The sequence below is a fragment of the Methanococcoides mangrovi genome (assembly GCF_052057775.1).
GTDB lineage: Archaea > Halobacteriota > Methanosarcinia > Methanosarcinales > Methanosarcinaceae > Methanococcoides.
This window is the reverse complement of sequence record NZ_CP195121.1, coordinates 343311-369603: the sequence shown is the minus strand read 5'-3', so window position 1 is coordinate 369603 and position 26293 is coordinate 343311. Positions and strand designations below refer to the sequence as shown.

27 protein-coding genes are annotated in these 26293 nt (G+C 48.5%); 17 read left to right on the top strand and 10 right to left on the bottom strand.

Annotated elements, in window-relative coordinates; translation table 11 throughout:
• Positions 1 to 38 precede the first annotated feature (38 nt).
• The 3 genes from ACR3I3_RS01880 to ACR3I3_RS01870 all read left to right on the top strand — a co-directional run bounded on the left by ACR3I3_RS01880 (position 39) and on the right by ACR3I3_RS01870 (position 2740).
• Positions 39 to 1247: a cofactor-independent phosphoglycerate mutase gene (locus tag ACR3I3_RS01880; protein WP_440952887.1), complete on the top strand. Its 1209-nt coding sequence runs from the start codon at positions 39 to 41 to the stop codon at positions 1245 to 1247.
• A gap of 92 nt (positions 1248 to 1339) precedes the next feature.
• Positions 1340 to 1801 carry an Hsp20/alpha crystallin family protein gene (locus ACR3I3_RS01875; protein WP_440952886.1) on the top strand — a complete coding sequence of 154 codons (462 nt, stop codon included), beginning with the start codon at positions 1340 to 1342 and terminating at the stop codon, positions 1799 to 1801.
• 171 nt (positions 1802 to 1972) lie between these two features.
• The gene (locus ACR3I3_RS01870; protein ID WP_440952885.1) at positions 1973 to 2740 is read left to right on the top strand and encodes a coenzyme F420-0:L-glutamate ligase; all 768 of its coding nucleotides are present in this window, start codon (positions 1973 to 1975) and stop codon (positions 2738 to 2740) included.
• Here the strand turns inward: ACR3I3_RS01870 and ACR3I3_RS01865 are convergent.
• Positions 2725 to 3180 carry a deoxycytidylate deaminase gene (locus ACR3I3_RS01865; protein WP_440952884.1) on the bottom strand — a complete coding sequence of 152 codons (456 nt, stop codon included), beginning with the start codon at positions 3178 to 3180 and terminating at the stop codon, positions 2725 to 2727. The two genes, ACR3I3_RS01870 and ACR3I3_RS01865, sit on opposite strands and share 16 nt — an antisense overlap.
• A 107-nt stretch (positions 3181 to 3287) precedes the next feature.
• Here ACR3I3_RS01865 and ACR3I3_RS01860 point away from each other — a divergent pair, with 107 nt between their 5' ends.
• The 6 genes from ACR3I3_RS01860 (at position 3288) to ACR3I3_RS01835 (ending at position 10032) form a co-directional block, all read left to right on the top strand.
• Positions 3288 to 4190 carry a protein translocase subunit SecF gene (locus ACR3I3_RS01860; protein WP_440952883.1) on the top strand — a complete coding sequence of 301 codons (903 nt, stop codon included), beginning with the start codon at positions 3288 to 3290 and terminating at the stop codon, positions 4188 to 4190.
• Complete coding sequence (locus tag ACR3I3_RS01855) at positions 4187 to 5881, top strand: preprotein translocase subunit SecD (RefSeq protein WP_440952882.1); 1695 nt, start codon at positions 4187 to 4189, stop codon at positions 5879 to 5881. The genes ACR3I3_RS01860 and ACR3I3_RS01855 overlap by 4 nt, the downstream gene beginning before the upstream one ends.
• A gap of 25 nt (positions 5882 to 5906) precedes the next feature.
• Positions 5907 to 6932: an AAA family ATPase gene (locus tag ACR3I3_RS01850; protein ID WP_440952881.1), complete on the top strand. Its 1026-nt coding sequence runs from the start codon at positions 5907 to 5909 to the stop codon at positions 6930 to 6932.
• A gap of 14 nt (positions 6933 to 6946) precedes the next feature.
• A complete protein-coding gene (locus tag ACR3I3_RS01845) occupies positions 6947 to 8593 on the top strand; it encodes a tRNA uridine(34) 5-carboxymethylaminomethyl modification radical SAM/GNAT enzyme Elp3 (protein WP_440952880.1) in 1647 nt (548 codons plus the stop codon).
• Between the two features lie 140 nt (positions 8594 to 8733).
• Complete coding sequence (locus ACR3I3_RS01840; RefSeq protein ID WP_440952879.1) at positions 8734 to 9081, top strand: transcriptional regulator; 348 nt, start codon at positions 8734 to 8736, stop codon at positions 9079 to 9081.
• A 192-nt stretch (positions 9082 to 9273) separates the two neighbouring features.
• Positions 9274 to 10032: a tyrosine-protein kinase family protein gene (locus ACR3I3_RS01835; protein WP_440952878.1), complete on the top strand. Its 759-nt coding sequence runs from the start codon at positions 9274 to 9276 to the stop codon at positions 10030 to 10032.
• Position 10033: 1 nt separating this feature from the next.
• Here ACR3I3_RS01835 and ACR3I3_RS01830 read toward each other — a convergent pair whose 3' ends face one another.
• Positions 10034 to 10834 (bottom strand): hypothetical protein, encoded by an 801-nt coding sequence (locus tag ACR3I3_RS01830; RefSeq protein ID WP_440952877.1) that lies wholly within the window; start codon positions 10832 to 10834, stop codon positions 10034 to 10036.
• Positions 10835 to 10960: 126 nt separating this feature from the next.
• On the opposite strand from ACR3I3_RS01830, the gene ACR3I3_RS01825 reads away from it, so the two are divergent.
• Positions 10961 to 12151 carry a bifunctional 5,6,7,8-tetrahydromethanopterin hydro-lyase/3-hexulose-6-phosphate synthase gene (locus tag ACR3I3_RS01825; RefSeq protein ID WP_440952876.1) on the top strand — a complete coding sequence of 397 codons (1191 nt, stop codon included), beginning with the start codon at positions 10961 to 10963 and terminating at the stop codon, positions 12149 to 12151.
• A 40-nt stretch (positions 12152 to 12191) separates the two neighbouring features.
• The gene (tpiA, locus tag ACR3I3_RS01820; protein ID WP_440952875.1) at positions 12192 to 12857 is read left to right on the top strand and encodes a triose-phosphate isomerase; all 666 of its coding nucleotides are present in this window, start codon (positions 12192 to 12194) and stop codon (positions 12855 to 12857) included.
• Between the two features lie 70 nt (positions 12858 to 12927).
• Here tpiA and ACR3I3_RS01815 read toward each other — a convergent pair whose 3' ends face one another.
• Genes ACR3I3_RS01815 through ACR3I3_RS01790 form a run of 6 tightly spaced genes read right to left on the bottom strand, consistent with a single transcriptional unit; the run spans position 12928 to position 18100 of the window.
• Positions 12928 to 13242 carry a hypothetical protein gene (locus ACR3I3_RS01815; RefSeq protein WP_440952874.1) on the bottom strand — a complete coding sequence of 105 codons (315 nt, stop codon included), beginning with the start codon at positions 13240 to 13242 and terminating at the stop codon, positions 12928 to 12930.
• Positions 13243 to 13301: 59 nt separating this feature from the next.
• Positions 13302 to 14627, bottom strand: coding sequence for a prephenate dehydrogenase (locus ACR3I3_RS01810; protein WP_440952873.1), 1326 nt, complete (start codon positions 14625 to 14627; stop codon positions 13302 to 13304).
• A complete protein-coding gene (locus ACR3I3_RS01805) occupies positions 14624 to 15436 on the bottom strand; it encodes a shikimate dehydrogenase (RefSeq protein ID WP_440952872.1) in 813 nt (270 codons plus the stop codon). The genes ACR3I3_RS01810 and ACR3I3_RS01805 overlap by 4 nt, the downstream gene beginning before the upstream one ends.
• Complete coding sequence (gene aroD / locus ACR3I3_RS01800; RefSeq protein ID WP_440952871.1) at positions 15433 to 16134, bottom strand: type I 3-dehydroquinate dehydratase; 702 nt, start codon at positions 16132 to 16134, stop codon at positions 15433 to 15435. Before aroD ends, ACR3I3_RS01805 begins: the two co-directional genes overlap by 4 nt.
• A 3-nt stretch (positions 16135 to 16137) precedes the next feature.
• On the bottom strand, positions 16138 to 17280 hold the full coding sequence (locus ACR3I3_RS01795; protein ID WP_440952870.1) for a 3-dehydroquinate synthase II: 1143 nt from the start codon (positions 17278 to 17280) through the stop codon (positions 16138 to 16140).
• A gap of 22 nt (positions 17281 to 17302) precedes the next feature.
• Positions 17303 to 18100, bottom strand: coding sequence for a 2-amino-3,7-dideoxy-D-threo-hept-6-ulosonate synthase (locus ACR3I3_RS01790; protein ID WP_440952869.1), 798 nt, complete (start codon positions 18098 to 18100; stop codon positions 17303 to 17305).
• 168 nt (positions 18101 to 18268) lie between these two features.
• Here ACR3I3_RS01790 and ACR3I3_RS01785 point away from each other — a divergent pair, with 168 nt between their 5' ends.
• Positions 18269 to 18838 carry a GMP synthase subunit A gene (locus ACR3I3_RS01785; RefSeq protein ID WP_440952868.1) on the top strand — a complete coding sequence of 190 codons (570 nt, stop codon included), beginning with the start codon at positions 18269 to 18271 and terminating at the stop codon, positions 18836 to 18838.
• A 61-nt stretch (positions 18839 to 18899) separates the two neighbouring features.
• Here the strand turns inward: ACR3I3_RS01785 and ACR3I3_RS01780 are convergent, their stop codons facing one another.
• Both ACR3I3_RS01780 and ACR3I3_RS01775 read right to left on the bottom strand, forming a co-directional pair.
• Positions 18900 to 19736: a TIM barrel protein gene (locus tag ACR3I3_RS01780; protein WP_440952867.1), complete on the bottom strand. Its 837-nt coding sequence runs from the start codon at positions 19734 to 19736 to the stop codon at positions 18900 to 18902.
• Positions 19733 to 20065 carry a hypothetical protein gene (locus tag ACR3I3_RS01775; protein WP_440952866.1) on the bottom strand — a complete coding sequence of 111 codons (333 nt, stop codon included), beginning with the start codon at positions 20063 to 20065 and terminating at the stop codon, positions 19733 to 19735. The genes ACR3I3_RS01780 and ACR3I3_RS01775 overlap by 4 nt, the downstream gene beginning before the upstream one ends.
• Positions 20066 to 20310: 245 nt before the next feature.
• Between ACR3I3_RS01775 and ACR3I3_RS01770 the strand changes: the two genes are divergently transcribed.
• The 5 genes from ACR3I3_RS01770 to ACR3I3_RS01750 are packed head-to-tail and all read left to right on the top strand — an operon-like array spanning position 20311 to position 26233.
• Positions 20311 to 21849 carry a glycosyltransferase family 2 protein gene (locus ACR3I3_RS01770; RefSeq protein WP_440952865.1) on the top strand — a complete coding sequence of 513 codons (1539 nt, stop codon included), beginning with the start codon at positions 20311 to 20313 and terminating at the stop codon, positions 21847 to 21849.
• A gap of 36 nt (positions 21850 to 21885) precedes the next feature.
• The gene (locus tag ACR3I3_RS01765; protein WP_440952864.1) at positions 21886 to 22659 is read left to right on the top strand and encodes a hypothetical protein; all 774 of its coding nucleotides are present in this window, start codon (positions 21886 to 21888) and stop codon (positions 22657 to 22659) included.
• Positions 22656 to 23699, top strand: a complete 1044-nt coding sequence (locus ACR3I3_RS01760; protein ID WP_440952863.1) for a DUF354 domain-containing protein — start codon at positions 22656 to 22658, stop codon at positions 23697 to 23699. Before ACR3I3_RS01765 ends, ACR3I3_RS01760 begins: the two co-directional genes overlap by 4 nt.
• Before the next feature lie 27 nt (positions 23700 to 23726).
• On the top strand, positions 23727 to 25058 hold the full coding sequence (locus ACR3I3_RS01755; RefSeq protein ID WP_440952862.1) for a phenylacetate--CoA ligase family protein: 1332 nt from the start codon (positions 23727 to 23729) through the stop codon (positions 25056 to 25058).
• Positions 25055 to 26233, top strand: coding sequence for a glycosyltransferase family 4 protein (locus tag ACR3I3_RS01750; protein ID WP_440952861.1), 1179 nt, complete (start codon positions 25055 to 25057; stop codon positions 26231 to 26233). The genes ACR3I3_RS01755 and ACR3I3_RS01750 overlap by 4 nt, the downstream gene beginning before the upstream one ends.
• Positions 26234 to 26293: the final 60 nt, after the last annotated feature.

The window sequence follows — 26293 nt, the reverse complement described above, 5'->3', positions numbered from 1 at the left end:
GAAGGTTAAATAATTATCATACAAAAAGAGGTGTATCATTGAAATATATTATTCTCATCGGCGATGGAATGGCGGATTACCCACTGGATGAGCTGGGGGGTAAGACCGTTCTCCAGAAAGCCCGCACTCCAAATATGGATTACATGACCAAGAATGGCCTGGCAGGTCTTGCTGCCAATGTTCCTGAAGGGTTGCCACCGGGAAGCGATGTTGCGAACATGTCTGTCATGGGATACGACCCGGACATCTATTATTCAGGCCGTGCTCCTCTTGAGGCTGCCAGCATGGGCATTCCTCTGAAGAAAGACGATGTTGCTTTCAGGTGCAACCTGATCACATTGAACGATGATCATATTGCAGACCACAGTGCAGGACATATCACAAGTGAGGAGGCAAAGGAGCTCATTGAGACCATCGACCACGAGCTTGGGACAGATGAACTGAGGTTCTACCCGGGTATCAGTTACAGGCACCTTCTGGTCGCCTCCAATGACCTCGGCGGTAATACCGATTGCACCCCTCCTCATGACGTGATCGGGGGTGAAAGGAAGGATCATATGCCAAGGGGTGAAGGCAGTGCTGTCCTTTCCAGGCTGATCGAGGAATCCATACCTATCCTTGAGGTTCATCCTGTCAACGAGAAGAGGATAAAGGAGGGAAAGAACCCTGCAAATTCCATATGGTTCTGGGGTCAGGGATATGCGCCTTCATTCCGTACCTTCAATGAGCTCTATGGTCTCACAGGTTCTGTGATCTCAGCGGTTGATCTGATAAAGGGTCTCGGCATCTATGCCGGACTGGATGTCATCGAGGTTCCGGGAGCAACAGGATATCTTGATACCAATTATGTGGGCAAGGCCGAATATGCCATGGAGTCTCTGAAGGAAAGGGATATTGTAGTGGTCCATGTTGAGGCTCCTGATGAGGCAGGTCATATGGGTGACCTGGATGCCAAGATCAGGGCAGTAGAGGACTTCGATGAGAAGGTTGTGGGCACTGTCCTGCGCGCTGCAAAGGAAGATGACACTGAAGACTATATGATAGTCGTCCTTCCGGACCACCCGACACCTATCGTGCTAAGGACACATACTTCGGATCCTGTACCTTTCCTGATCTATTCGACACTTGAGAATGATATGGACAGCGTGGAAACCTTTGATGAGGATGCCATGAGATCCGGTTCCCTTGGTACTGTCCGCGGTTGCGACATCGTCCGGATGCTCATTGATAAGGCAAAGCAGGGGTGATAGCCCTGCTTGTTTCTGTTTTTTAAAGCCCGTTAGTTTTTTATTTTTATACTGCATATATACTCTCACCTAATTATTAAGGAGTGGAGTATATGAAATTCGGTTTAACACGTAGGGGACCCTCCGGATTATCCCGCTGGGACCCATTTGAAGAGATCAGGCAGACACAGGAACACCTCAACCAGCTTTTCAGGGAAATATCTCCCTTCGGGGGCTGGTCTGAAGGAGGGGCGTTCACTCCTCTGATGGATATAAGGGAAGAAGGTGATAATGTGGTCGTTACGGCTGATCTCCCGGGTGTTGACAAGAAGGACATCAACATCAATGTAAAAGATAATATCATCGAGATCAGTGCTGAGTGCAAGAAGGAAACTGAAGCAGAGGAAGGGGGTTATACTCAGAGAGAGCGCACCTACAGCCGCTTCTCAAGGTCTGCCGTTCTCCCTGCCAATGTCACTGATGAAGGCGCAAAGGCAAAACTTGAGGATGGTGTGCTGACCGTTACACTTCCGAAGTCAAAAGCTGAAGAAAAGCCGAAGATCATGATCGAGTGATTTCGATCACTCTTCTTTTTCATATTCCCGATCAAGAGTAGGTTTGCAGCATCAGCCAGAGTTTATCGTCATATTTTGCTCGGTCGGGGTAACTCTCATCATCGCCGCAATCCAGACTATATGGATAGTATTATTTATTTTTGATGCCATTTCCATTCCCGAGGTATCATATTGAGGTTGGAATTGTTTACTGTGGATGAGCTTCCGCTTATTCAGAAGGGCGATGACATTGCAGCTATGGTATGTGAGCGGACGGAACTTGAGGACCATGATTGTGTGGTCGTCGCATCCACGATCGTGGCAAAGGCCGAAGGTTCAAGGATCCTGAAGAGTGAGGTTGTGCCATCCGAACGTGCTGTGAACATTGCGAAAAGGCAGGGTAAGAGCCCGGCACTTGTGCAGGCAGTGCTTGACAGGAGTGCGGATGTACTGGTCGATCATCCTCTGTTGCTTGTCGAGAACCACAACGGTCATGTTAGTATAAATGCCGGTATCGATGATTCCAATGTTGAAAGTGAATATTTTCTGGAACTTCCCCGGGATCCGGATGCTTCTGCAAGGGCAATAGGTGAACGGATATACGCTATTTCCGGAAAGGATGTCAGTGTCATTGTCACTGATACCAATGGCAGGGCCTTCAAGATAGGGCAGACGGGGGTTGCCGTGGGCATATACCATATGCATCCCATCCGAAACTGGCGAGGGGAAAAGGATCTCTTTGGGAAGGAACTTGAGATCACTGAGGAAGCGGTGGCAGATGAGGTCGCATCGGCAGCAAACCTGTTGATGGGTGAAGCCGCGGGTGGCTATCCTGTTGTGATCGTGCGTGGTTATGAACACCATACCGCGGATGATGTCAGTGTGAAAGAGATGTATCGTCCTGTGAACGGGGATATAATAAGAAAAAGTTTAAGGTGCCTTCGTCAGTCATCTGACTGAAGGTTCACCATTTCAACACCCGCAGCTTTGAAGAACTCCGGAGTGTCAGTGTCTGGGTATTTCGTGCTGAAGACTACCCTCTTGATGTTGGAGTTTATTATCATTTTTGCGCAAAGTATGCATGGCTGGTGGGTGCAGTAGACTGTAGCTCCTTCGATGCCCACGCCATGAAGCGCTGCCTGTATAATGGCATTCTGTTCTGCGTGAACAGCACGGCATTTCTCGTGCATGGTCCCGGATGCAATGTTGTTCTGCTGCCTGATACAACCAATGTCAAGGCAATGCTCGATGTTGCTTGGGGCACCGTTGTATCCTGTGGAAAGTATCCTTTTATCACGGACAATGACAGCTCCCACCTTGTTCCTAAGGCAGGTGGAACGTTTTGCGACCACCGAAGCGATCTCCAGGAAATATTCATCAATTGATGGTCTGTCAGTCATGTATAAAAAGAAAATAGCAAGTAGTATATATAAGTTGTAGTGTATGGTCTGGGGTATACAAGAATATTTATAGTTTACATTTTTTTCTGATAACGGAGCATTTGAAAATGGGATCTATTCTAGCAGAATATCTTGATTCATTCATAAGGGCTCGTGATGATAAGCAGCTCATCGCCATTCCCATGATAGTTCTGGCACTATCCCTTATAGTGTCGGTTGTAGTATTTTCAAGCACGGGTGCACCCGTTAAGCTTGGACTTGAATTCGAAGGCGGTACCATGATAGCTTTCGAGACACAGGATGCAGCAGGTGTGCTGGAGCAGGCATATTCCGATTATCCTCTGGTGGATGCACGTAAGACAGGCGACCGTGCGATCCTTCAGTTTGGTCCTATGGACAGCAAAGACCAGATCGAACTTGAAAAGGCTGTAACATCCAAATACTCTAATGTGGAGATCAAGCAGATCGGTGCCCTGTATGGAAAAGAGCTACAGTCCCAGGCATTAAAAGCTCTTTGTCTCTCTTTTATCGGAATGGCACTGGTCGTGTTCCTCATTTTCAGGACCTTTGTCCCATCTGTTGCAGTGGTGCTTTCAGCAATATCGGATATTGTGATAGCTGTTGGTTTTATGAACATTGCAGGTATCGAGCTTTCCCTGGGTACCGTGGCGGCTTTGCTGATGCTCATCGGTTATTCGGTTGACAGTGACATCCTGCTTACCACACGTGTGCTGAAGAGAAGGGGCACGCCCAACGAGAACATCGGTCGTGCAATGCATACGGGTCTTACAATGACAACTACAACACTCGCAGCACTTGTGGTGATGTACATCGTATCCACTTTCTCATACCTTGTGACATCATCCGTTTCCCAGGTCAACCTGCTTTCCGATATCTCCATTGTGCTGATATTCGGCCTGGTGGCCGATATTATGAACACCTGGATGCTTAACACCGGTATATTGAGGTGGCATGTGACCCGCAGCAACCCAAGGGGGCGAAGAGCATGAGGGAAGAAGAAGTGAAGAAAGGCCTGAAAAGCGATCTCCGCGTATGGTTACTGATAGCAGCAGTGCTGTTCTCTGTTGTTATGATACATCCGTGGTATTCCTCGGACGAAGGTGCAACAACCGATCTTAATTACGGACTTGACCTTGAGGGCGGTTCATGGATCCAGATAAGGCTTCAGGGTGCAGTTGCCCAGGTAGATGCTGATATCTCACAGACCGTCTCTGCCATTGTTGAACCTGCGATCGGTTCATCCATTGATGTGAAGAGCGTCACAGGACATAGCGGAAGCGGTTATTCTTCTGTGGGAACAACGGTGGTTTTCACTACTGATACCTCTATCTCCGACCTGCAGATGGACCTCCTGGGTATAGGTGAGTCTGATATCACCCATTCAGGGAACACTTCCGAGGTCGTCCTATATACAAGTAAGCAGACACTTATCACCAAGTATCTTTCCGATTCAGTTGATGGTGAGGTCATCCCTCTTTCAATCGGTGATTCCATTGAATATGAGGTCCGTAAGGAGGTCTCACAGGATGATCTCCAGTCCATGATGGAAGAAGTTGGCGGTTCCATCCTTAATGGGGCGGACGGCACTCCGATATACCGTGAGGGTGTCAGGACCGATACCCGTGACATGACCAGGGATATCCTCAGCGACAAGCTGAACTCCCTTGGCCTGAAGGACATACCTGTACGTACGGTGGGTGAGGATTACATCCTTATCGACTTCGCAGGAACGGATCTTGCAACTGCAAAGGAGATCGTTGAGAGGCCGGGTAAGTTCGAGATAAGGATACAGACACAGGCCAATGAGACCGCTCATGTGCTCTACGGCGATGCTATCGAGAAGGTCGGTGTCGTGACATTCCACGATGGTCAGTGGCATACTCCTTTCACACTTAACGAGGAAGGTGCCCTTGCTTTGCAGAAGGTTGCCATCGAGACCGGTGCGACCAGTGATCCTAACTCACACTGGCTCTACATGTATCTTGATGATAACGAAGTCTATGGTGCACCGCTGAGCTATTCAGCAGCAGCAAGACTTACCGAGCACCCGATATATTCCTGGGAGGCTTCAACAGGCCCTGATGAGGAAAGCAAATCCGAGGCAGAGCAGCTCCAGATCCACCTGCGTGCAGGTGCATTACCTGTGAACGTGGTCCTAATGGGCTCCGGGCAGGTCGATGCAGCACTGGGTGCACAGTTCAAGAAACAGGCATTGATGGCCGGACTCTTTGCACTTGTTGCAGTGGCCCTTGTGGTGTTCAGGAGATATGGTCAGAAGGAGATCCTGCTTCCGATGGTAGGAACTTCAATTTGTGAACTGATCATGATCCTGGGAGTTGCAGCCACCATCAACTGGCAGCTTGACCTGCCGGCAATTGCGGGTATCATTGCTGCAATAGGTACCGGTATCGATCACCTTGTGATCATTACCGATGAGGTGCTTTATGAAGGCAAGCTGCCTTCCACAAAAGTATATCTTGAAAGGATAACAAAGGCATTCGGTATAATCTTCGCAGCAGCTGCGACGACTACCATTGCAATGTCTCCGCTTGTAGTGATGGGCTTTGGCGCCCTCAAGGGATTTGCCATTACGACCATCATCGGTGTGCTCATCGGTGTGCTCATAGCAAGGCCGGTGTATGGCAGGGTCATAAAGGAAGTACTTAACGAAGCAGAGTGAACTGCTATCTATGGATGTGTTGATAATGAATGATATGTGGACCGTGAAATATCGCCCTAAGATGCTTGCAGACGTTCTGGGCAATGAGGAATCTCTCAATGCCCTTGAGCAGCTTGTCCATTCAGGCAACCTGCCACACCTTGTGTTCCACGGCCCGGTGAACTCCGGCAAGGCCTCAACTGCCTTTGCCCTGGCACTTGAGCTTTATGGTGAGGGCTATGAGAGCAATTTCACATACTTCAATGCATCCGATTTCTTTGACCAGGGTAAGCGCTACCTTGTCCGTGACAAGCGCTTTACCCACATTATCGGTACTGATGATCCGAAGAAGATCTACACAAGCGTCATCTCGGTCTTCAAGACTGTGATCAACGAGTTTGCAGGGATGGGATCCATTGATGCGGACTTCAAGATCATTTTCATTGATAATGTCGAATCCCTGGACACCAGTGCACAGCATGCACTGCGCCGCATCATGGAGAAATACACACGTACCTGCAGGTTTATCCTGTCGACCACGCAGCCATCCAAGCTGATATCTCCCCTGCGTTCAAGGGGCCTGGAACTGTTCTTCACCTATGTGCCTGATGAAGTGCTAAGGCCTTTCATAGTCTCAGTGGCGGAACAGGAGGACATCCCGATTTCCGGAGACGGCCTTGATGCCCTGTTGTATTATGCAGGCGGAAATGTCTCAAGGGCTTTGCTGACACTGCAGTTCGCCAGTATGAACAATCCCGGCAAGGAGATCACAGATGACGTTCTGTATGAGGAATCCCTCTGCGAGGTATCTGACAACGTTACAGAACTGCATTCTGCGGCCATATCCCATGATCTCGTGAAAGCCAGGAAACTGATCGATGATCTTCTCATCGAGGAAGGTTTTACCGGGGATGAGGTGCTGCAGCAGCTGCATTCGGTGGTAATGAGCTCTGACCGCAGCGAATCCGAGATCGCAAAGGCAGCATGCAGGATAGCCGATGCAGACGCAATGATTATTGACAGTGCGAATGCAAGGATTCATCTGGAATCGCTTGTTACGGAACTTTACTGATAACCGGTTTTACTATGACATCTGGATCTGATGAGAATTTCAGGGCTGCATGCAGAAAGCTGCTGGACATGGTCCTTGAGGGTAAGGTATCTGACAACCTCCAGCTCAATGAGGCAAAGAAAGCTGTGAGCAAGGAGTTTAGGCTTTCTACTCTTCCAAAGAACCCGGACATTATAATGGCAGGCAATGATGATGAGCAGAAGGAAGTACGAGATATGCTGCGCCGCAAGCCGGTTCGTACGATCTCGGGTGTTGCTGTGATAGCAGCCATGACATCTCCATGTGCATGTCCTCACGGCGTATGTGTGCCATGCCCTGGCGGTCCGAACTCCACATTCAATTCCCCGCAGAGCTATATGGGCAGGGAACCGGCTACAATGAGGGCCATGCAGTATGAGTATGATCCTTACAGGATAGTCTCGGGTCGCCTCTCCCAGTTAAAACAGATAGGGCATGAGGTGGACAAGGCCGAGCTTATCGTCATGGGCGGTACGTTCTCGGCCCGTGCCATCGACTATCAGGAATGGTTCACAAAGCGCTGCCTTGAGGCTATGAACGATTTTTCGGGCACACAGTGGCGTGATAATGTTCAGTTCATTGGAAAGGAACATCCCTATGTGACCGTGGAGGATGTGCAGAAGGCCAATGAGACCGCAGTCATCAGGAACACAGGAATCACTTTTGAGACGCGTCCGGACTGGACGACCCGGGGGCATGTTGACCGCATGCTAGCACTGGGTGCCACTAAGGTCGAGATAGGTGTCCAGAGCGTATATGATTTCGTCCTTGAGAGGATGCGGAGGGGGCATACTGTCCAGGAGACCGTGGAGTCTAACCGCATGCTCAGGGATAGTGCGCTCAAGGTGGGATTCCATATGATGCCCCATCTTCCGGGAATGGATTCTGCAAGGGACCTTCGTGGTTTCAAGAAGCTCTTCACGGACAGCAGGTTCATGCCTGATTATCTCAAGATCTATCCAACGCTTGTAACAGAGGGCACAGAGCTTCATGGTATGTGGGAGCGGGGTGAGTATGAGGCTCTGGATGATGATGGGGCAGTAGAACTTCTTGCCGACATCAAGGCCATCCTCCCGAAATGGGTGAGGATGCAGCGCATACAGAGGGATATCCCCTCCCCTCAGATCCTTGCAGGTGTCAGGAAGAGCAATATTCGCCAGCTTGCAAAAGAGAGGCTTGAAGCAAGGGGCGAAAAATGCAGGTGTATCCGTTGCAGGGAGGTCGGTCATAATGTGCTCAAGGGCAATGAGCCGGACCCTGAAAGTATTGAGCTTACAGTTGATGCCTATGAGTCCTGTGGCGGTAAGGAACATTTCATCTCATTCGAGGATACTTCTAAGGATATCCTGATAGGTTTCCTGAGGTTGCGTTTCCCGCACTCTCCTCACAGGTATGAATTAAAGGATGCTGCTCTTGTGAGGGAACTGCATGTCTACGGTTCCATGGTCCCGGTTGGCAGGGGCGCTGTTGGCAGTGACTGGCAGCATCGTGGTTATGGTGCCGAACTTCTGGAGAATGCAGAGGCGATCTCCCGGGAGGCAGGCTATTCGAAGATCTCTATCATCAGCGGTATCGGGGTCAGGGAATATTACCGCAAGTTCGGTTACTACCGTGATGGTGTCTATATGTCAAAGGACCTCTGATCCTTCCATTCAGGAATGTGGTACTGTTGTATTTGTGTAGTTCTTCAATACGTTTATAACTTAGTTGTGAGATTCTATCTGTATGCCTTTGATAATGGCGATAGGCAGGGTAATTTGCAGATCCTTGCCGGGAGGTCAATATGACCAGTGATAATTCCAATGACGAGATCGTGAGGCTTTTGAAAGAGATCAGTGGTAAACTGGATCGCATCCTTATGCAGGGTACGTCTTCCAATGATTCGGATGATGGTATCTTCGACGTACTGGATGTGATGACCCTGCTAACTCTTCCCGATCACCTGCGTGAGACGGCAACCGCACTCTTCGAACTGGGATCGGCAACTGCGGAAGACCTTGCAAAGAAGACCCACAAGGAAAGGGCTGTGGAGAGCAATTACCTGAACCAGCTGGTGAGGATGGGGCATGTTGTAAAGAGCCGTTCAGGGAGAAAAGTTTACTTTAGTATAGGTGAAGGCCTGGGGAAATAATAAAACTGCTATTTTATAGCAGGTATGTAGTCGGCGTGATCAGTATATTTTTGTTGATGATCATCCACAAATGATTCATTGTCAATTAAATAAAGTATATTTGATTTAAATGCAACTGTTCTGTGAAATACTATTATATAGATGTTCATCGTCCTACTTCATTAGGAACAATGTTTGATTAAAGGGATATAAATGGGAATAACTATTGCGGTGCACTCATCAAAAGGGGGGTCGGGTAAGACCTCATTTGCTATCAATCTGGCATTTGCATATGCCTCTGCAGGTAAGAACGTTTGTCTTATCGATGCAGATCTTAAAGCGCCAAGTCTCTTTAACTATATGTTCCCGGAATCCGATTGCTGGCTGAACGAGGTCCTTGAAGGCAAATGTGCTATCAGTGATGCTCTCGTTGAGGTCGATGATGATAGTGCATCCCCGGGCCGCTTGTATGTAGGGTACTGTAACCCTGAGATAGATGCGGTTCGCGAAATGTCGGGCAAAGACCGAAAATGGCAGTCAAAGGCCTTAAAGCACATAATGAATGCGAAAAAGGACTTGTTTTCATCTGGTGTGGATGTACTTATAATCGATACAGGCCCGGGAGTAGATTTCACTTCGGTAAATGCAATAGCAGCAGCTGATTATGTGTTGATGATCACAAAGCCCGATAAATCACATCAGAAGTACATGGAACAGGTGATCGAAGGCATCTACCTTCCGCTCAGTAAGCCCTATGGAATAGTAATGAACAAATGTCATACCGGTATGCCTGTCGCAATAGCCGGGCTGAACGATGTAAAAGAGCATATTCTGGCAACGATCCCCTGTCTTTGTGATGTTGCTATCAGGTCTGACTCGGAGGTCTTTACCGTTAAAGATCCGGACCATTCTTTCTCAAAGGCTGTTTTCAATGTGATAAGTGAGATAGACAAGTGCCTGAATGATGAGTGATTTACTTCCTATTATCTTTTTCAAGCATGTCCTTTACTTCATCCACATAGTTGAGGACATCTTTACTCTTTGATTCCCTTATCTGTTCATGATATGTTTCCGATTCCATCAGGGTATTCTGAAGTGAGATCACCAGCATATAAATGATCGAAGCTGCAGCGAGTGCTAGTGTGATCCTTTCGATCGGATATATCATAATTACTGATGCGAACATCTGTGGTGGCAGGTCAAAGAGTATTGCTGCGCTTATGCTACCTACAAGATGATCGGACAGGATCGCCATAAGTGCTGCTAAAAGCAGGAATATGAACTTGAAGATGTTCTCTTTCCTTTCCCTTAATCTGTAATAGAATACAAGGAAAGCACCAAGTGTTACCACATGGAACCAGGGGTAATAGTATACTGTCCTTCCCAATGGTGTTGCGTACCAGAGCAGTATGAGGACTCCAAAAACCCCCATTGCAGCCTTTTCTTTTTTTGTGATCAAGAGACCTGCTACTGCAGATGCCATTGACACGAAGAATGGGGTGAGCAGATGGAATGTGTCCAGATTCTGTCCTCTTATCAGGGTGTGGCCCATTACACCGGCAAAGGATGCGATCGTCCCCCAGAGCGGGCCAAGTATCATGCCGTTCAATGCACCGAAAGATACAACTGAACTTATCCTTGCGCCCTCTATTCCTATGAGGTTCTCGAAATCAGGGAACCAACTTGCAAAGTACGTCAGTACTATAGCAGAAAGTACATAAAGTGCTGTGAGTTTCCTTTTTTTGATAAGCTGGTTGTAAATGTCTATGATCACAATATTCTATTTGTTTCATTATTATATAATACTTTAAGGATACATCTCCCTTTTTTTTAGGAATCATTCTTCAATTCTCATCAGAACTAATATATATAGTCATGGCAATTTAGCGGATTGATAACTATGATGTTTATTGGAGAAGCTCTAATTGGCGAGGAACCAGAACTCGCACACGTCGATCTTATGATCGGGGATAAGGAGGGACCTGTCGGACAGGCGTTCGCAACAGGCATGACCCAGCTTTCAGCAGGTCACACCCCTCTTCTTTCCGTGATCCGCCCGAACCTGCCTACAAAGCCATCTACACTGATCGTACCTAAAGTGACAGTGAAGAACATGGATCAGGCTGCACAGATCTTCGGTCCTGCTCAGGCAGCTGTTGCCAAGGCAGTCGCAGATGCTGTGGAAGAAGGTATCGTTCCAACAGACCAGGTCGAGGACCTTGTGATCATCGCAAGCGTGTTCATCCACCCACAGGCTGTTGACTACAACCGTATCTACAGGTACAACTATGGTGCTACAAAGCTTGCCCTTAAGCGTGCACTGGAAAACTTCCCGGACATCGACACTGTGCTCGAAGAAAAGGACAAGTCCTCACACGCTATCATGGGATTCAAGGTATCAAGGCTCTGGGATGCCCCATACCTTCAGGTTGCACTTGACAACCCGAACCTTCCTGCTATCACCAACGTCATCAAGCAGCTTCCAAAGAGCGACCACCTGATCCTCGAGGCAGGTACACCTCTCATCAAGCGCTATGGTGTGGATGTCATCAACAAGCTGCGTGAGATCAAGCCTGATGCATTCATCGTTGCTGACCTTAAGACACTTGACACAGGTAACCTTGAGGCACGTATGGTGGCAGATGCAACTGCAGATGCAATTGTGGTCTCCGCACTCGCACCTATCGCAACACTCAACAAGGCTATCAAAGAAGCTCACAAGACCGGTATATATGCTGTCATGGACACACTGAACCAGCCTGACCCTGTAGCTATCCTTGAGCAGCTGGACGAGCTCCCTGACGTTGTCGAGCTTCACCGCGCTATCGACATCGAGGAGACCGCTCACGCATGGGGCAGCATCGAAGGTATCAAGGCTATCGGTGAGAAGCGCAACAGGAAGATCCTTGTGGCAGTCGCTGGCGGTGTACGTGTTGACACCATTCCGGATGCACTTGGTGCAGGCGCTGACATCCTTGTTGTCGGCAGGGCTATCACCAATGCAAAGGACGTCAGACAGGCTGCTGAGCAGTTCATTGAAGGCCTGAACAAGCCAGAGATCGACCAGTTCAGGGTAATGACCGATTTCTAAGCGTGCGTTTCCGCACGTTCCCTTTTTTACGGGGGATACAATGAGACCATTGATCGTATTGAATCTGAAGACGTATCTTGAGGGTACCGGTGAAGGTGCTGTCAGGATCGCCGAGGCCTGCAGGGATGTAGGTGAGGCAAGTGGTATCGAGATTGCAGTGGCACCACAGCTCTGTGATGTTTACAGGGTCGCATCCCTGGTGGATGTGCCGGTATATTCACAGCATATCGATGGTGTGGGTGCGGGAAGTTTCACAGGCCACGTCTTTGCCAGATGTGTTAAGGACGCCGGTGCAGTGGGTACTCTTATCAACCATTCCGAGCGCCGCCTGAACCTTGCGGACATCGAGGCATCCGTTACCGCTGCAAAGGGTGAGGGACTTCGGACGATAGTCTGTACCAATAACATCGCAACAACAGCAGCAGCAGCTGCATTAAAACCTGACTTTGTTGCAGTGGAGCCGCCGGAACTTATCGGCTCAGGCATTCCTGTTTCAAAAGCGGACCCGGAGGTCGTAAGAGGATCGGTCAGTGCCGTTGAGCGCATCGATGCTGATGTGAAGGTTCTCTGTGGTGCAGGGATCTCTAAAGGAGAAGATCTTAAGGCTGCAATAGAACTGGGTTCTGTTGGAGTGCTCCTCGCATCCGGTATTGTCAAGGCAGTGGATCCAAAGGCAGCTCTTGAGGATCTTGTGAGCCTGATCTGATACTCAAAAGTTATTTCAAAAAGAAGTGAGTGATGCCTTATGGCATCCTTTTTTTAAATTTCTTATTTCCTTAAAGGAAATACCATGCTATGAACAACAGCAATGTTGAAAATCCTAATTTCATTCCCATGGTAAGTTCTACGTGAAGGTTGCGTGCAACCATGTTGGATATCCCGATAGGCGGTGGTGATATCAGGAGTGCTGCCAAGAACAGAGGTATCCCTGATATGTAATTGTGCTCCACAATAATTAGCTGCAGTCCCCAAAGTCCCAGGACGATCCCAAAGATCGCGGTGAAGAAAAGTCCTCCTTTGTAGAACCGAAGATATTTCTCGATACCTCCGGGAAGCATGCCGGCAGTCTGCATTTTATCAGTTTTTGTCAAAATATCACCCCTGTCATTGTTTGATCTGAAATATCCAATTTGTTCTTATGACATAAATATCAGATGGGGTCATGGCCTCTTATGCTGCATCCAAGTCCATAAAGCATATTCTCGATATCTTTCTGCACCTTTGCTGCAGGAAGGTCCCCGAGTATTGTAATGCGGTATGTTGTACTGAGCCTGTCATCGGATATGCCTGAATATATATCGATGATGCTGACAGACACTATACTCTCATCGCATGAGATCACTTTTTCAATGGTCTCCGGGTCAGCGCCGGAAGGTATCAGGACAGAGATATCCCTGACCGGATGTGTCAGGTTCCCGATCTTCCATTTCTTCAGTTCCGCATCACTGAGCAATCTGACATTCTCTGTCCTCAGGGACACGGTCCGGTCGCCCCTGGATATTGTAACTGTCCTGGGAGTGACCTTTTCAATGGTTCCCACATGTGTCACACCGGAGTAATTGTGCAGAAGCCCTCTCTCTTTTCCAACGGATGCTATCATTTCCTCGAACTCTGCGATCTTTGAATTGATGAGCTTGTCCGACCTGTGAAGTGCGGATGCCGTGTCCTTGAAATGGGCAGCAGCTTCGGTCATCTTATTGCAGAACGCTTCTGTGTCCTGTTCCTTTACGATATTTGAAAGGAGCCTGCATTCATTGATGAACGCCTCGTGGACTTTGAGAACCTGTTCGTTCTTCATCTGAATATGGGCGTACAGGTATGGGTTCTGACCCAGTATCCTGCCCACGAAGTCCACCATGATCTCATATACCGGGCTCATGAAACGCCTGGACTTGCTTATGTCGAAGTCAAGGCTCTTGAAAGTTGTCCCGATGGTGATGTATGCAAAATGTGTAAGTCCCTGAACTACGGAAACGAACCTATCATGCTCTTCCGGGTCGATGATCTCGATGTGTGCGCCGCTCTTCTCGAAGAGGTCGTGCATGATCGGGAACCATCTGTCACAACGCCCTTCTATGGGGCTCATTATGACGATCTGCCCCTGTAAAGTGGGGATGGAGGGGCCGAACATGGGGTGTGTGCCCAGTATCTCCACATCTTCAGGAGCGTATTCCTTCATTGCATTGACAGGCTCTGCCTTGATGGAGGTAAGGTCCATGAGGAGGCTGCCCTGCTTCATTTTCGGAGCTGTCTCCCTGATCACCCTTGCAGTGATATCTATGGGTACTGTTATGATGACGACATCTGCCTCTGCGATCGCTTTGTCAAGGTCGCTGGCAAATTCGACTCCCATCTGGTCTGCGATCTCGGTCTTACCGCTGCTTCCCCATACTATGACCTCATAATCGTGATGCAGGAAGAATTTAGTGAACCACTGTCCCATACCTCCGGTTCCGCCGATTATGAGCATCTTCATAATTTAAGGGCCTCCATTACAGCCTTTTTCATCACATCAACAGGAGGTTCCACGCCTGTCCAGATGCGGAACGCTTCCGCACCCTGGTAGACCAGCATCATGATGCCTGTGACCGGTCTTGCACCGGCAGCTTCGGCCTCCAGGAGCAATCGTGTCCTGAGCGGATTGTAAACTATATCAAAAACAGTGAGTCCGGAGTGCATCCGGTCTGCGGTGACAATGGTATCGCCTATATTAGGGTCCATTCCCACGGTGGTTGTATTGATGAGTATGTCAGTGTCCTCAAGGCACCTGTCCAGTATGTCCAGACCGAAGCCATTGACATTTCCTACCTCTGCTGCGAGGTGCATGGCCCTCTCAGGGCTCCTGTTGGCAATGTTGACCTTTGCACCGGCTTCGGCGAAAGTGAATGCAATGGCCCTGGCAGCGCCTCCGGCACCAAGTATCAGGACGTTCTTGTCCTTTATATCGACCCCGGCGCCTTCCAGCGTCTTCCGGGCACCGATGCCGTCGGTGTTGTATCCTCTGATCCCGTCCCTGAAGTCTATGGTATTGACGGCCCCGATCCTTGCAGCCAGCGGGTCGGTCTCAATAAGGCGGGTGGCAGCTTCTTTTAATGGGACCGTGAGGTTCAGTCCTCCGAATCCCATTGCCTTTGCACCTTTTATCGCATCGCCAAGGTTCTGTTTCTCCACCCTGAAAGCATGGTATGTGCAGTCCATTCCAAGTGCTTCGAAGGCTGCATTGTGCATGACGGGCGAGAGCGAGTGTGCGATGGGGTTCCCGAGTACTCCGAACACCTGTTTCATTGAAGCATCTCCAGTGCCTTTTTCAGTTCGTGTACTTTCAGTTGTCCCGGTGCAACCGCATTCGAGACACTTGCATAGGTAAGTTTTGAGCCGTAGCATGGCCCAACGATCCGGGTGTGTTTGCCGAGCTGTCCCATTGCGATGGTACAGACGTTATCCTCACTTAATGTGACCTCGAGCAGGTCAAGGACGTCCTGCATGCTGTTGGGCATGACCGCAAGTTTTGCGATATCAGCTCCTGCCTGCCTGGAACGCTCAAGGATGTCCCTGATCGTATCCTTGTCAGGTGTCCTCTCAAAATCGTGGGATGAAACAATGACAGTTGTCCCTTCGGACCCTGCCTTTTTCACAAGCCTGTCACGAAGCTTCGGGTCAGCACTAAGCTCCACATCTATTGCGTCTGTGAAGGGTAGGATCTCCTCTAGCAGACCGATCCTGTCCTCTTCCGAACCTTCCCATTTTCCTCCCTCGCTTTGTAACCGATTGGTTGCAATACACGGGAGTCCTATGTGGGAACGAAGCTTTTTGAGCAGATCGGCTGCATCTTCAGGAGTGACTATACCCAGCAGATCAAGCCTGATCTCAAGGATGTCCGCTCCTGTGGATGCAGCGGCCTTTGACTGTATAAGAGGGTCCTTGTCGATGGCTGCAACAATGGCTGCTCTCTCATCCAGGTCGAAATTACCTATGCGGACCATATCTCATTTCTCGATGATGGTTTCTTCCACCTTCATGCCGAAGTGGCGTGCGCCTCCTTCGTAGTGGACCATTACCTCGTCTCCGGGTTTAAGGTCAGCAATTGAAATAGGCTCTCCTTTTGCGTCCACGAGCTTGATGGTCTCGGCATTCTGGAGGATGTTCTTGATGATGTTGCCCTCTACCTCTGCTTCGACAAGCATGAGGGGGCGCCTTTCGATCTTTACCCTGCCGACGATGCCTGCACGCTGATTGCCCTGTGCATCAACGATGGTGACAGCGTCACCGGATTTGAGTTCGGACAGGTACTTGGTCCTGTCGCCGACCTTCACGTAGGCATGTACCGCTCCTGCATTGACCCTGAACGGTCTGGAGGCCACGTACGGGCTTTCCTCGGATTCTGAGTGTACAAGGAACATTCCGCTTGCCTGTGAACCGACGAGCATTCCCTCGCCACGTGTCATCATGTTGCAGGTGTCCACACAGACGCGGTCTCCCATTCCCACCGGTTCGACCTTTGTGACCTTTGCAGGTACAAGCTCCAGTGCTTCAATGCCTGAGCTCTCAGCCACTGCAACGGTTGCCTTGATGGCGTTGGGCTCATCACTGTCAAGAAGGACGCCTTCAGAGCCGTGTTCCATGGTCTCGAGGGCAAGTTTTGCCTCGTCGGCATCACGGACGCCGGCGATTATCTGCACACTGCTGTCCTGGAGGCCTGCTATGAGGTTCTCAAGGGGGATGACCTTCCAGTCGGTACCGACTATTATCAGGAAGTCACATTCCTTTCCGATCTGTGCTGCGAATTCCTCGTAGGCCTTGTTCTGAATGACCACATATGCGCCTACGGTGAGGCCTTTTTCCTTCAGACGGATGGCTGTGCTCATGTCAAGGGACCCTACGGGGTCAGGGGAGAGCGGCTTTGTACCGTCACCTTCACCGCCTTTTCCGACGACTACAACGTCAGCGCCGGACTTATCGTCATGTGCGAAGGCTGCGACCTTAATGTCGCCAAGTTCCCTCACTTTTTCCACTTCGTCGGCGTTCACAAGAACATAGTTGGCACCGGATTCCAATCCGGTGGTTATCCTTTCTTTATGATCTTCCCAGCTGCCTTTGTCGGCCTTGATCCAAACAGTTTTTTCCTTCATATGTATACGCCATTTGCCTTCATCATTTAAGTGTTTGTAGTGCGTCCTCGACGGAAAGGCCCTTGTGGACTATCTGAGTGATGGCCTGTGTGATCTTTGTTGGGTCCGGGTGCTGGAACACGTTCCTGCCTATGGCGACTCCCCTTGCGCCGGATTCCATGGCGCCGCTTATCATTTCCAGGAACTGCTCATCGGTCTCGGTCTTTGGTCCGCCTGCTATGACCACAGGTACCGGGCAGCCTTCAACAACATCCCTGAAACTGTCCGGATCGCCGGTGTAAACTGTTTTGATGACGTCTGCTCCGAGTTCGGCCCCAACCCTGGCAGCGTGTGCGACCATTTCAGGATCATGAGGGTCTGTGATCTTCTTACCTCTTGGGTACATCATGGAAAGGAGCGGGATCCCCCACTCGTCGCACTGTTCTGCGACGTATCCGAGCTTCTTGAGCTGGTCGGCTTCGGTATCGGAACCAATGTTGACATGAATGGATACTGCATCTGCTCCCATTTTCATGGCTTCCTCGACCTTACATACAAGGACCTTGTCATTGGGGTCAGGGCCAAGGGATGTGGATGCGCTCATATGGACGATGAGTCCGACGTCATGGCCGTATCCGCGGTGGCCGTGGTATACCATGCCTTTCTGCATAAGGACTGCATCAGCACCTCCTTCTGCCACCTTGTTGATGGAGTCTGCAATGTTGATGACTCCCCTGATGGGGCCGTCTGACATACCGTGGTCCATGGGGATGATGACCATGTTCCTGCTTTCCCTGTGCATAATCCTTTCAATTCGAATCCTTTTACCTATTTCAGCCATATTATCACTCTTGTAATTGATATCAGTCAAACCGTGTTAGTGTGTGACATAGTAGCACAATCAACTATTTAAATCTTGTTATTTTGTTCTTACCTATGTCTGGAATAGCCTTATATATAGATGCATCATTAACTGGCAATATCGACTCAACCCGGTGTGAATTCCATCATGAGAGAGTTAAAGATCCTTGTTATCAATAATTATGGCCAGTTCTGTCACCTTATTCACAGAACCGTACGCGATCTCGACATGGACACGAAGATCGTAGCGAACACCACCCCTGTTGAGGATATCCTCGATGAGGAGCCGGACGGCATCATCTTAAGCGGCGGCCCTTCAATGGACCGCATAGGTCTCTGCCAGGAGTATCTTGAGAGCATCGACAGGCCGATCCTGGGTATCTGTCTTGGTCACCAGCTCATCGCGAGGGCTTTCGGCGGCCAGACCGGATCAGGTGAGTTCGGCGGTTATGCGGAGATAGATGTGGAGATCCTGGATGAGGACGACATCCTCAAAGGTCTTGGCCCAAGGACATCCGTGTGGGCTTCCCATGCCGATGAGGTCACAGTGCTTCCGGAAGGGTTCCTGCACCTTGCACGTTCTGATGTCTGTGAGATCGAGGCAATGCGCCATCCTGACAGGCCTATCTACGGTGTACAGTGGCATCCTGAGGTTGCACATACCGTTCAGGGCGAGGAGCTTTTCATGAACTTCTTCGAAGTTTGTGAGAATTACTGAAGCCTTTACGCTTCTTATAATATAGATCAGGAGCAAAAAGCTCCCTATTTTCTATTCTTTTTTAAAGATCAGTATTATTGAACGTTCCCTGCAGCAGCAGAGCATCCACTTCCAGGTTCGGACTCTCACATATCACAAGTCCTTTCACGCCGAATTCCCTGAACGCTGCCATCAGGTCAGCATACCTGAGATCCGATTCCCTGAGCACCAGATGGTTCTTCTCTCCCTTCTCCCCGTACTCTATGCCGGATATGTGACAGTGCATGTTCTCAAGCCCTTCCCTTCCCAGGAATTCCTCTACTTTCCCCAGCACATCCCGGAACTCCTCCGGTGTGTTGAACTTACCGCTGCTTCGTGCGTGCAGATGTGAGAAGTCGATACAGGGCATGACCCCATCGATCGCTGATGCCATCCTCAGTGTCTCCTCCAGGCTGCCGAACTGCGTCGGTTTGCCGGTGGTCTCCGGCCGAAGCACAGCATCGATGCCCTCATCCTCAAGTCTTGATGCAAGCCCTTCAAGCAGCCCCCTGACCCTTTCGAAGACCGCTTCACTATCCTGATTATGGTAGTAGGCAGGATGGAACACAATGGATGATGCACCGCAGAGTGCACCGATGCGGGCCGACTGGTAGATCCGCTCGATACTGGCATCGATCTTCTCATCCTCGGCTGAGTTGAGATTTATATAGTAAGGTGCGTGCACGCTGAGTGCTACTCCCTCTTCTTCGGCCGCTTCCCTGACCTTCCCCGCCATTTCCTCCTTCATACGCACCCCGCGCACGAATTCCAGCTCCATGCATCCCAGGCCAAGCTCCCGGATGCGCTGAATTCCTTCTACGCTGCCCCTCTTCTTTGCACTGATGGGGGTTCCTGCTGTTCCGAAGAGCAGTTCTTTCATAATATCTCCAGGTGGACCCTGAGTTCCTTTGCACGCTCTTCGGATACCTTCTCGCTCACCATATCGAAGAAAGAATCAATATCTTCGTCCTCAAGGGACCTTATATCCTCTTTTCCCTCCATTGCAAGTCCTGCAAGGTATTCCATTTCCTCACTGTCAAGCCTCTCCAGCCTCTCCCTGAAATCATCCGCATCCTCTGCGATCTTGTGGGATATAGGTCTGAGTATGAACGGATAAGGATGTCCCATCTCGGATATATGCGTCCCGCCGTTCTCAGGTGCAAGCTTGTTGAAGATCTTCTTGTCCATTTCTGAAAATTCTCGTCCCATGCGATCTGTGTATGTGGGGAGTGGTATAAAATCATGTCTTTTTGGGATCACCCTGTATGCTCCTGATCAGGGCATGTCCCTTATAATGGGTATCCGGGGGCCTACTCTTCTTTTGTGATCATGCTGATGGGCTGATCTTGTTAACGCACGCATTTATATAACATAATTTAGAAATATGCACTTGGGAGGTTGTGGGTGATGTGCAACAGCATAATTTCTATTAGTATCTTTTGTGAGGTGTGGCAATGAACGTTGTTGCAGTCATTCCTGCATATAACGAAGAGGTCAATATCAAGCACATCATTAAAAGAACGAAGCTTTATGTGGACCATGTGATCCTTGTTGATGACGGGAGCACTGATGCGACAGCCACCATCGCTAAGAATATGGGTGCAAAGGTGATCAGGCACGGCGACAATCTTGGAAAGGCCGCTGCCCTGGAAACCGCTTTTGATGAAGCCCGGAAACTAAATCCTTCTGTACTTGTGACCCTCTACGCAAATGGTTTTCACAATCCCGACGACATCCCTGCAATTCTGGACCCTGTACTTTCAGGGGATGCCGATGTTGTGAACGGTGCTTATGTCACTTCATCCGGAATTGGATCAGAGGGAATGGCCAATCCGAACAATACCAGGTTCTTCATGGCCAGTGGTTTCCGTGCGTATTCCTCAAAGACGCTGGGTGTTTTCAAGTTCACAAAGGGTGATGACCTTATTGAGGTGGAGCTGATAGATGATGCTATCAATTCAGGCTTCAAGGTGCGTGAGGTGCCTATCAAGATAATCGATCCTGTAAAGAGGGAGCTGCTGGCGACCAAACGGATAGGTGTTGTCGTTCCCGCGTATAATGAAGAGAAGCTGATAAAAGCTACCATTGATGGCATTCCACAGTACGTCGACAGGATCTATGTGATAAATGATGCGAGTACCGATAATACTGCAAAGGTTATCGAGACCCTGACCGATCCAAGGGTATTCCTGATAACGCACGAGACCAATAAAGGCGTTGGTGCCGCAATAGTCAATGGCTACAAACAGGCATTGAAAGAAGAGATGGATGTCGTTGCGGTCATGGCGGGGGACAACCAGATGAACCCTGCCCAGTTGCCAAAGCTGATGATGCCCATAATCGAAGGACGAGCGGATTATACCAAAGGGAACCGCCTTTTCAGTGAGGAGTATCGCGGAGGTATGAGCGGATTGCGCCTGTTCGGGAACTCGATGCTGACGTTCATCACCAAGATAGGAAGCGGTTACTGGAACATCATGGACCCGCAGAACGGCTATACCGCCATATCAAAAGAAGCACTGGCGGAGATCGGTCTTGATGAGATCTACACCTATTACGGTTACTGCAACCATATTCTTGTGAGGCTGAACGCCTTTGGTTTCAGGACCCTTGATGTGGTCATGCCTGCCAGATACGGGTCGGAAAGGTCAACGATCAAGTATGGTCCATACATCGGGAAGGTATCGATCATGCTTTTCAAGAAATTCCTGTGGAGGCTGAAGATGAAGTACATGATACTCAACTTCCATCCGCTTGTCCTGTTCTACATCCTCGCCATGATCCTTCTTCCTGTGGGGATCCTTTTGGGCATGTTTATGGTCATAGCCTGGCTGATGCAGTGGCAGATGCCTGTGAACCTTCCGGTACTGGATGCTTTGATGCTTGTGTCAGGCATACAGTTCCTGCTGTTCGCAATGCTTTTCGATATGCAGGAGTCTGATAAGGACATGAGGGGCTCAGGGCTACGCTTCATGGGTGGTGAGATCGAATGAGCGCTTTTTGTCTGAGACTTGCCTGTGTGGTGATCCATGATGCTGAGCATTGAAGGGCATGATTTCACTATCAGTAAGTTTCAACGCCTTTGTGATGCAATAGCTACAGCGTATCCCACCGTTACAATGGCTGAATATATTGAGGGGGACCACCATGGCAGGTTCGTTCTGATGCGTCACGACGTTGACCGGATGCCCGGGCATGCACTGGAAACCGCACGGATTGAACATGATCTGGGCATCAGGGCGACATACTATTTCAGATCGATCAAAAGTGTCTTCAAACCGGAGATCATGAAGCAGATCAGGGATATGGGTCATGAGATCGGTTATCATTACGAGACATTGAGCGAGGCAAATGGTGACCCTGAAAAGGGGATCGAATTGTTCAGGTCCCATCTTAAGGATTTCGAGGACATCTGTAAGGTGAAAACAATATGCATGCATGGGAGACCGCTGTCAAAGTACGACAACAGGGACCTGTGGAAGTACTATGATTTTAAAGATCATGGGATTATTGGTGAGGCCTATCTCTCCGTGGGGCCTGAACTGAATTATTTTTCAGATACCGGGAGAAGCTGGGGCACTAAGAACAGTCTGAGGGACTTTATCCCCGGCAAGAAAGAAGATCTCACTGTCGATACGACAGATGAGCTTATTGACCTGATCGGGAGTGGTGAACTGGAGAACCTCTATATTCTTGCGCATCCGGAACGCTGGTCATTGAATATGGTCGACTGGGGATTATATTGCAGTATGGATATGGCGGTCAATCTGGTGAAGAAAGTTTTAGTTGCGGTGAGAAAATGAGGATCTTATTCAATATGGCCCACCCGGGACAGGTGCATCTGTTCAAAAATGCTATCAGAACACTGGAAGGGAGGGGACATGCCTGTAAAATAACCACCGTTGACAAGGATGTTTCCTTACATTTGCTTAAAGCATATGGATTTGAATATGATGTTGTAGGGAGTGCAAAGCCATCCCTTTTATCAAAAGCCACAGAGCTGCTGAAGATCGAATATAACCTTTACAGGATCTCAAGGTCCTTTAAACCTGATATTCTGATAGGCGGTGTGGGTAATGCCTATGTTGCTCATGTGGGTAAGATTATCAGGAAACCTTCCATCGTTTTTGATGATACCGAACATGCAAAGATCGAGCACACAATAACCGATCCGTTTGCATCCGTTATATGCACGCCGTCCTGCTACAGGCTTGATCTTGGGGAAAAACAGGTTCGATATAATGGCTATCATGAACTGGCCTACCTGCATCCGGATTACTTTACTCCGGACCCGGAGATTCTCAGTGAGCTCGGGCTTACGGAGGAGGATCCATTCATAATAATGAGATTCGTTTCCTGGGAGGCAAGCCATGACAAAGGTCACAGGACATTGACACTGGAAGACAAATTGAATGCTGTTGACCGGTTAAAAGAATACGGCCGTGTACTGATAACTTCTGAGAACAAATTGCCTCATGAACTTGAAGAGTACAGGATCACTGTTTCCCCGGAAAAGATCCATCATTTGTTGTATTATGCGACCCTGCTCTATGGGGACAGTTCTACCATGGCCTCAGAGTGTGCGGTTCTGGGTACCCATTCTATTTTCTGTGACTATGCGGGAAGGGGGTATACGGATGAAGAGGAGAAACTGTACGATCTGGTCTACAACTTCTATGATGAAAATACGATGGGTAAAGACTCTTTAAAAAAGGCGCTGGAATTGCTGCAGGATCCGGGTCTGAGAGAAAAGGGAAGGGCCAAGAGGGATATTCTGTTAGCTGATAAGATCGATGTTACGAAGTTCATGGTGGAATTCGTGGAAAACTATTCGAAGAATTGAGTTGTATTTCATAAAGGGGGTAAATCTGTGTATCATGTTCCATTGTTCAAATTTGCACACATGCTGGGTGACTACCGTTTCTTATCGATGTACAATTCTGCTGTCAGGTCACAATGGTACTCTTACCCGGATCTTAAAATGGACCAGGAAGCTCAGCTTCGAAAGATGATCTCGTTCTCTTATGAAAATGTTCCTTATTATCATAAGCTATTCAAAGGTCTGGACCTAAGACCTGAAGATATCAAAACGCTGGAAGATCTGGAAAAGCTCCCTGTTCTGAACAAAGAGATCATCAAAGAGAACTGGGAGGATCTCAAGCCGGCTGGTCTGGACAGGATGAACTATTATTCCATAGCTACAGGGGGTTCTACAGGTACTCCCTTCCCATTTAGATTATTGAAACATGATCGTTTTATGTCCGGAGTAATGCTTTATCGTGGATGGGGGTATGGGGGATATGAACTTGGAGACAAGATGGTATTTCTGGCAGGGACATCTCTGGATGTTGGTGCTAACTCGCGGATCGTAAATAAAGCGCATGAGATCACCCGCAATATTCGCAGATTATCTTCTTTTGACATGAGCGACGACGACATGTACAGGTATGTGAACACAATACGTTCATTCAAACCAAAATCAATACGCGCGTATCCTTCATCCATAGATACGTTTGCATCATTCGTTGAGGAGAACAATATAGACCTGCCTGAGATTCCTGTGGTCTATACGACTGCAGAAAAACTGTTCCCGAATATGCGTGCTCATATCAGTGATGTTTTTGATTGTGAGGTCTATGATGCTTACGGGCTGAACGATGGCGGGGTAGGTGCATATGAATGCTCCGAACACAATGGCCTGCATATCGATACTGAGCGGAGCATCATGGAAGTTGTTGATGACAATGGGTCCCAGATGTCAGACGGTACCGGGGATATCTTGGCCACAAGTCTGCATAACTATGCTATGCCTTTTATAAGGTATAGTACAGGGGATATGGGCCACATCATTGAAGATGAATGTGGTTGTGGCAGAGGGTCGAAGTTACTGAAGGAAGTGATCGGTCGCTCCGTTGATATGTTCATTACTCCGGAAGGCAAGCAGGTGCACGGATACTTTTTAATGTACATCTTCTGGGAACATGATGCCGGTATTAAAAAATATCAGGTAATACAGAAGCAGATCGACAAGATTCTGATAAAACTGGTGGTGGATGATGATTTTGATCAGAATAACCTGTCCCTTATCAGGAATGTGATAGAATCGAAATCACCTTCCTGGCATGTGGAGTTCGAATTTGTTGATTCTATTGAAGTGACGAAGGCCGGGAAATATAAGTTCGTAATCAGCGAGTTGAGATGATGGCACTCAGAAATCTCCTGATACTAACTAACAATTTCCCTAATTTTTCCGATACCTATGTTGTAGAGATATTTGTAAAAGAGCAGTTGAAATATATTCGCAGACATTTTGAGAATGTATATGTGGTCTCTCCTGTTGCTCATGGGATGGAATACATCAGAAAGACGCATTTTGAAGATTACTCTTATGACAATGTTCACGTTTTTTTCCCTAAATATCTCAATCTGCCATTTTTCTATAATTTTCGAAAGGAGTTCTGGGTCAAACTCGAATCCCATGCGGTACTTAAGTTCCTGGAAAAACAGGATATTGACTTTGATATAATTCATGCGCATTTTACCTGGCCTTCAGGTGCGGTTGCCGTGGAAGTTAAGAAAAGTTCAGGTGTGCCTGTGGTCATTACTGAACATACTTCTGCTACCTTTAAGAAGGCCATAGATCAGAAAGATCCGGTATTCATTCGCTCATGGCAAATGTCCGATGCAATAATTCGTGTCAGGGGTGGTGATATATCCCTGATGGGGGATGTGGGTGTCGATCTGGGTAAAGTTCATCATATTCCCAATGGCTATGACCGGGAGAAGTTCCACCATTTAGATAAACGGCTGTGCAGGGATAAACTTGGTCTGCCCAAAGACAAAAAGATCATTCTTAATGTTGGAAATCTGTATGGTGAGATCAAAGGTCATACTTATCTGATAGAAGCCATGGAAAAAGTTGTCTCCAAAAGGGATGATGTAGTGTGCTATATTGTGGGTGATGGCATACTCAGAGAAAAATTAGAGACGCAGATATCATCATCCAATTTAAAGGATCATGTGAAAATAGTGGGGCTTAAACCACACCATGAGGTTCCTATATGGATGAATGCCTGCGATGTGTTTGTGCTGCCAAGCCTGAACGAAGGCAATCCGACGGTCCTGGTCGAGTGTCTGGGGTGCGGAAGGCCATTTGTGGGGACTGGTGTTGGGGGTGTACCTGAGATCATAACTTCCGATGACCTGGGTTTTCTGGTCAAACCGGGTGACTCTACGGAACTGGCTGATAAAATATCCCTTTCCCTGGAAGTAAACTGGGATGAAAACAGGATAATAGATCACGCACAAAGGTATAGCTGGGAAAATATAGCAGAACAGATCTCGGATGTCTATGCTGAAATAGATCCCGGTATATGATCTTTTAGCGCTAATTAATATACTTTCTATAACAAATTATAATTGGGCAAAATCTACCGA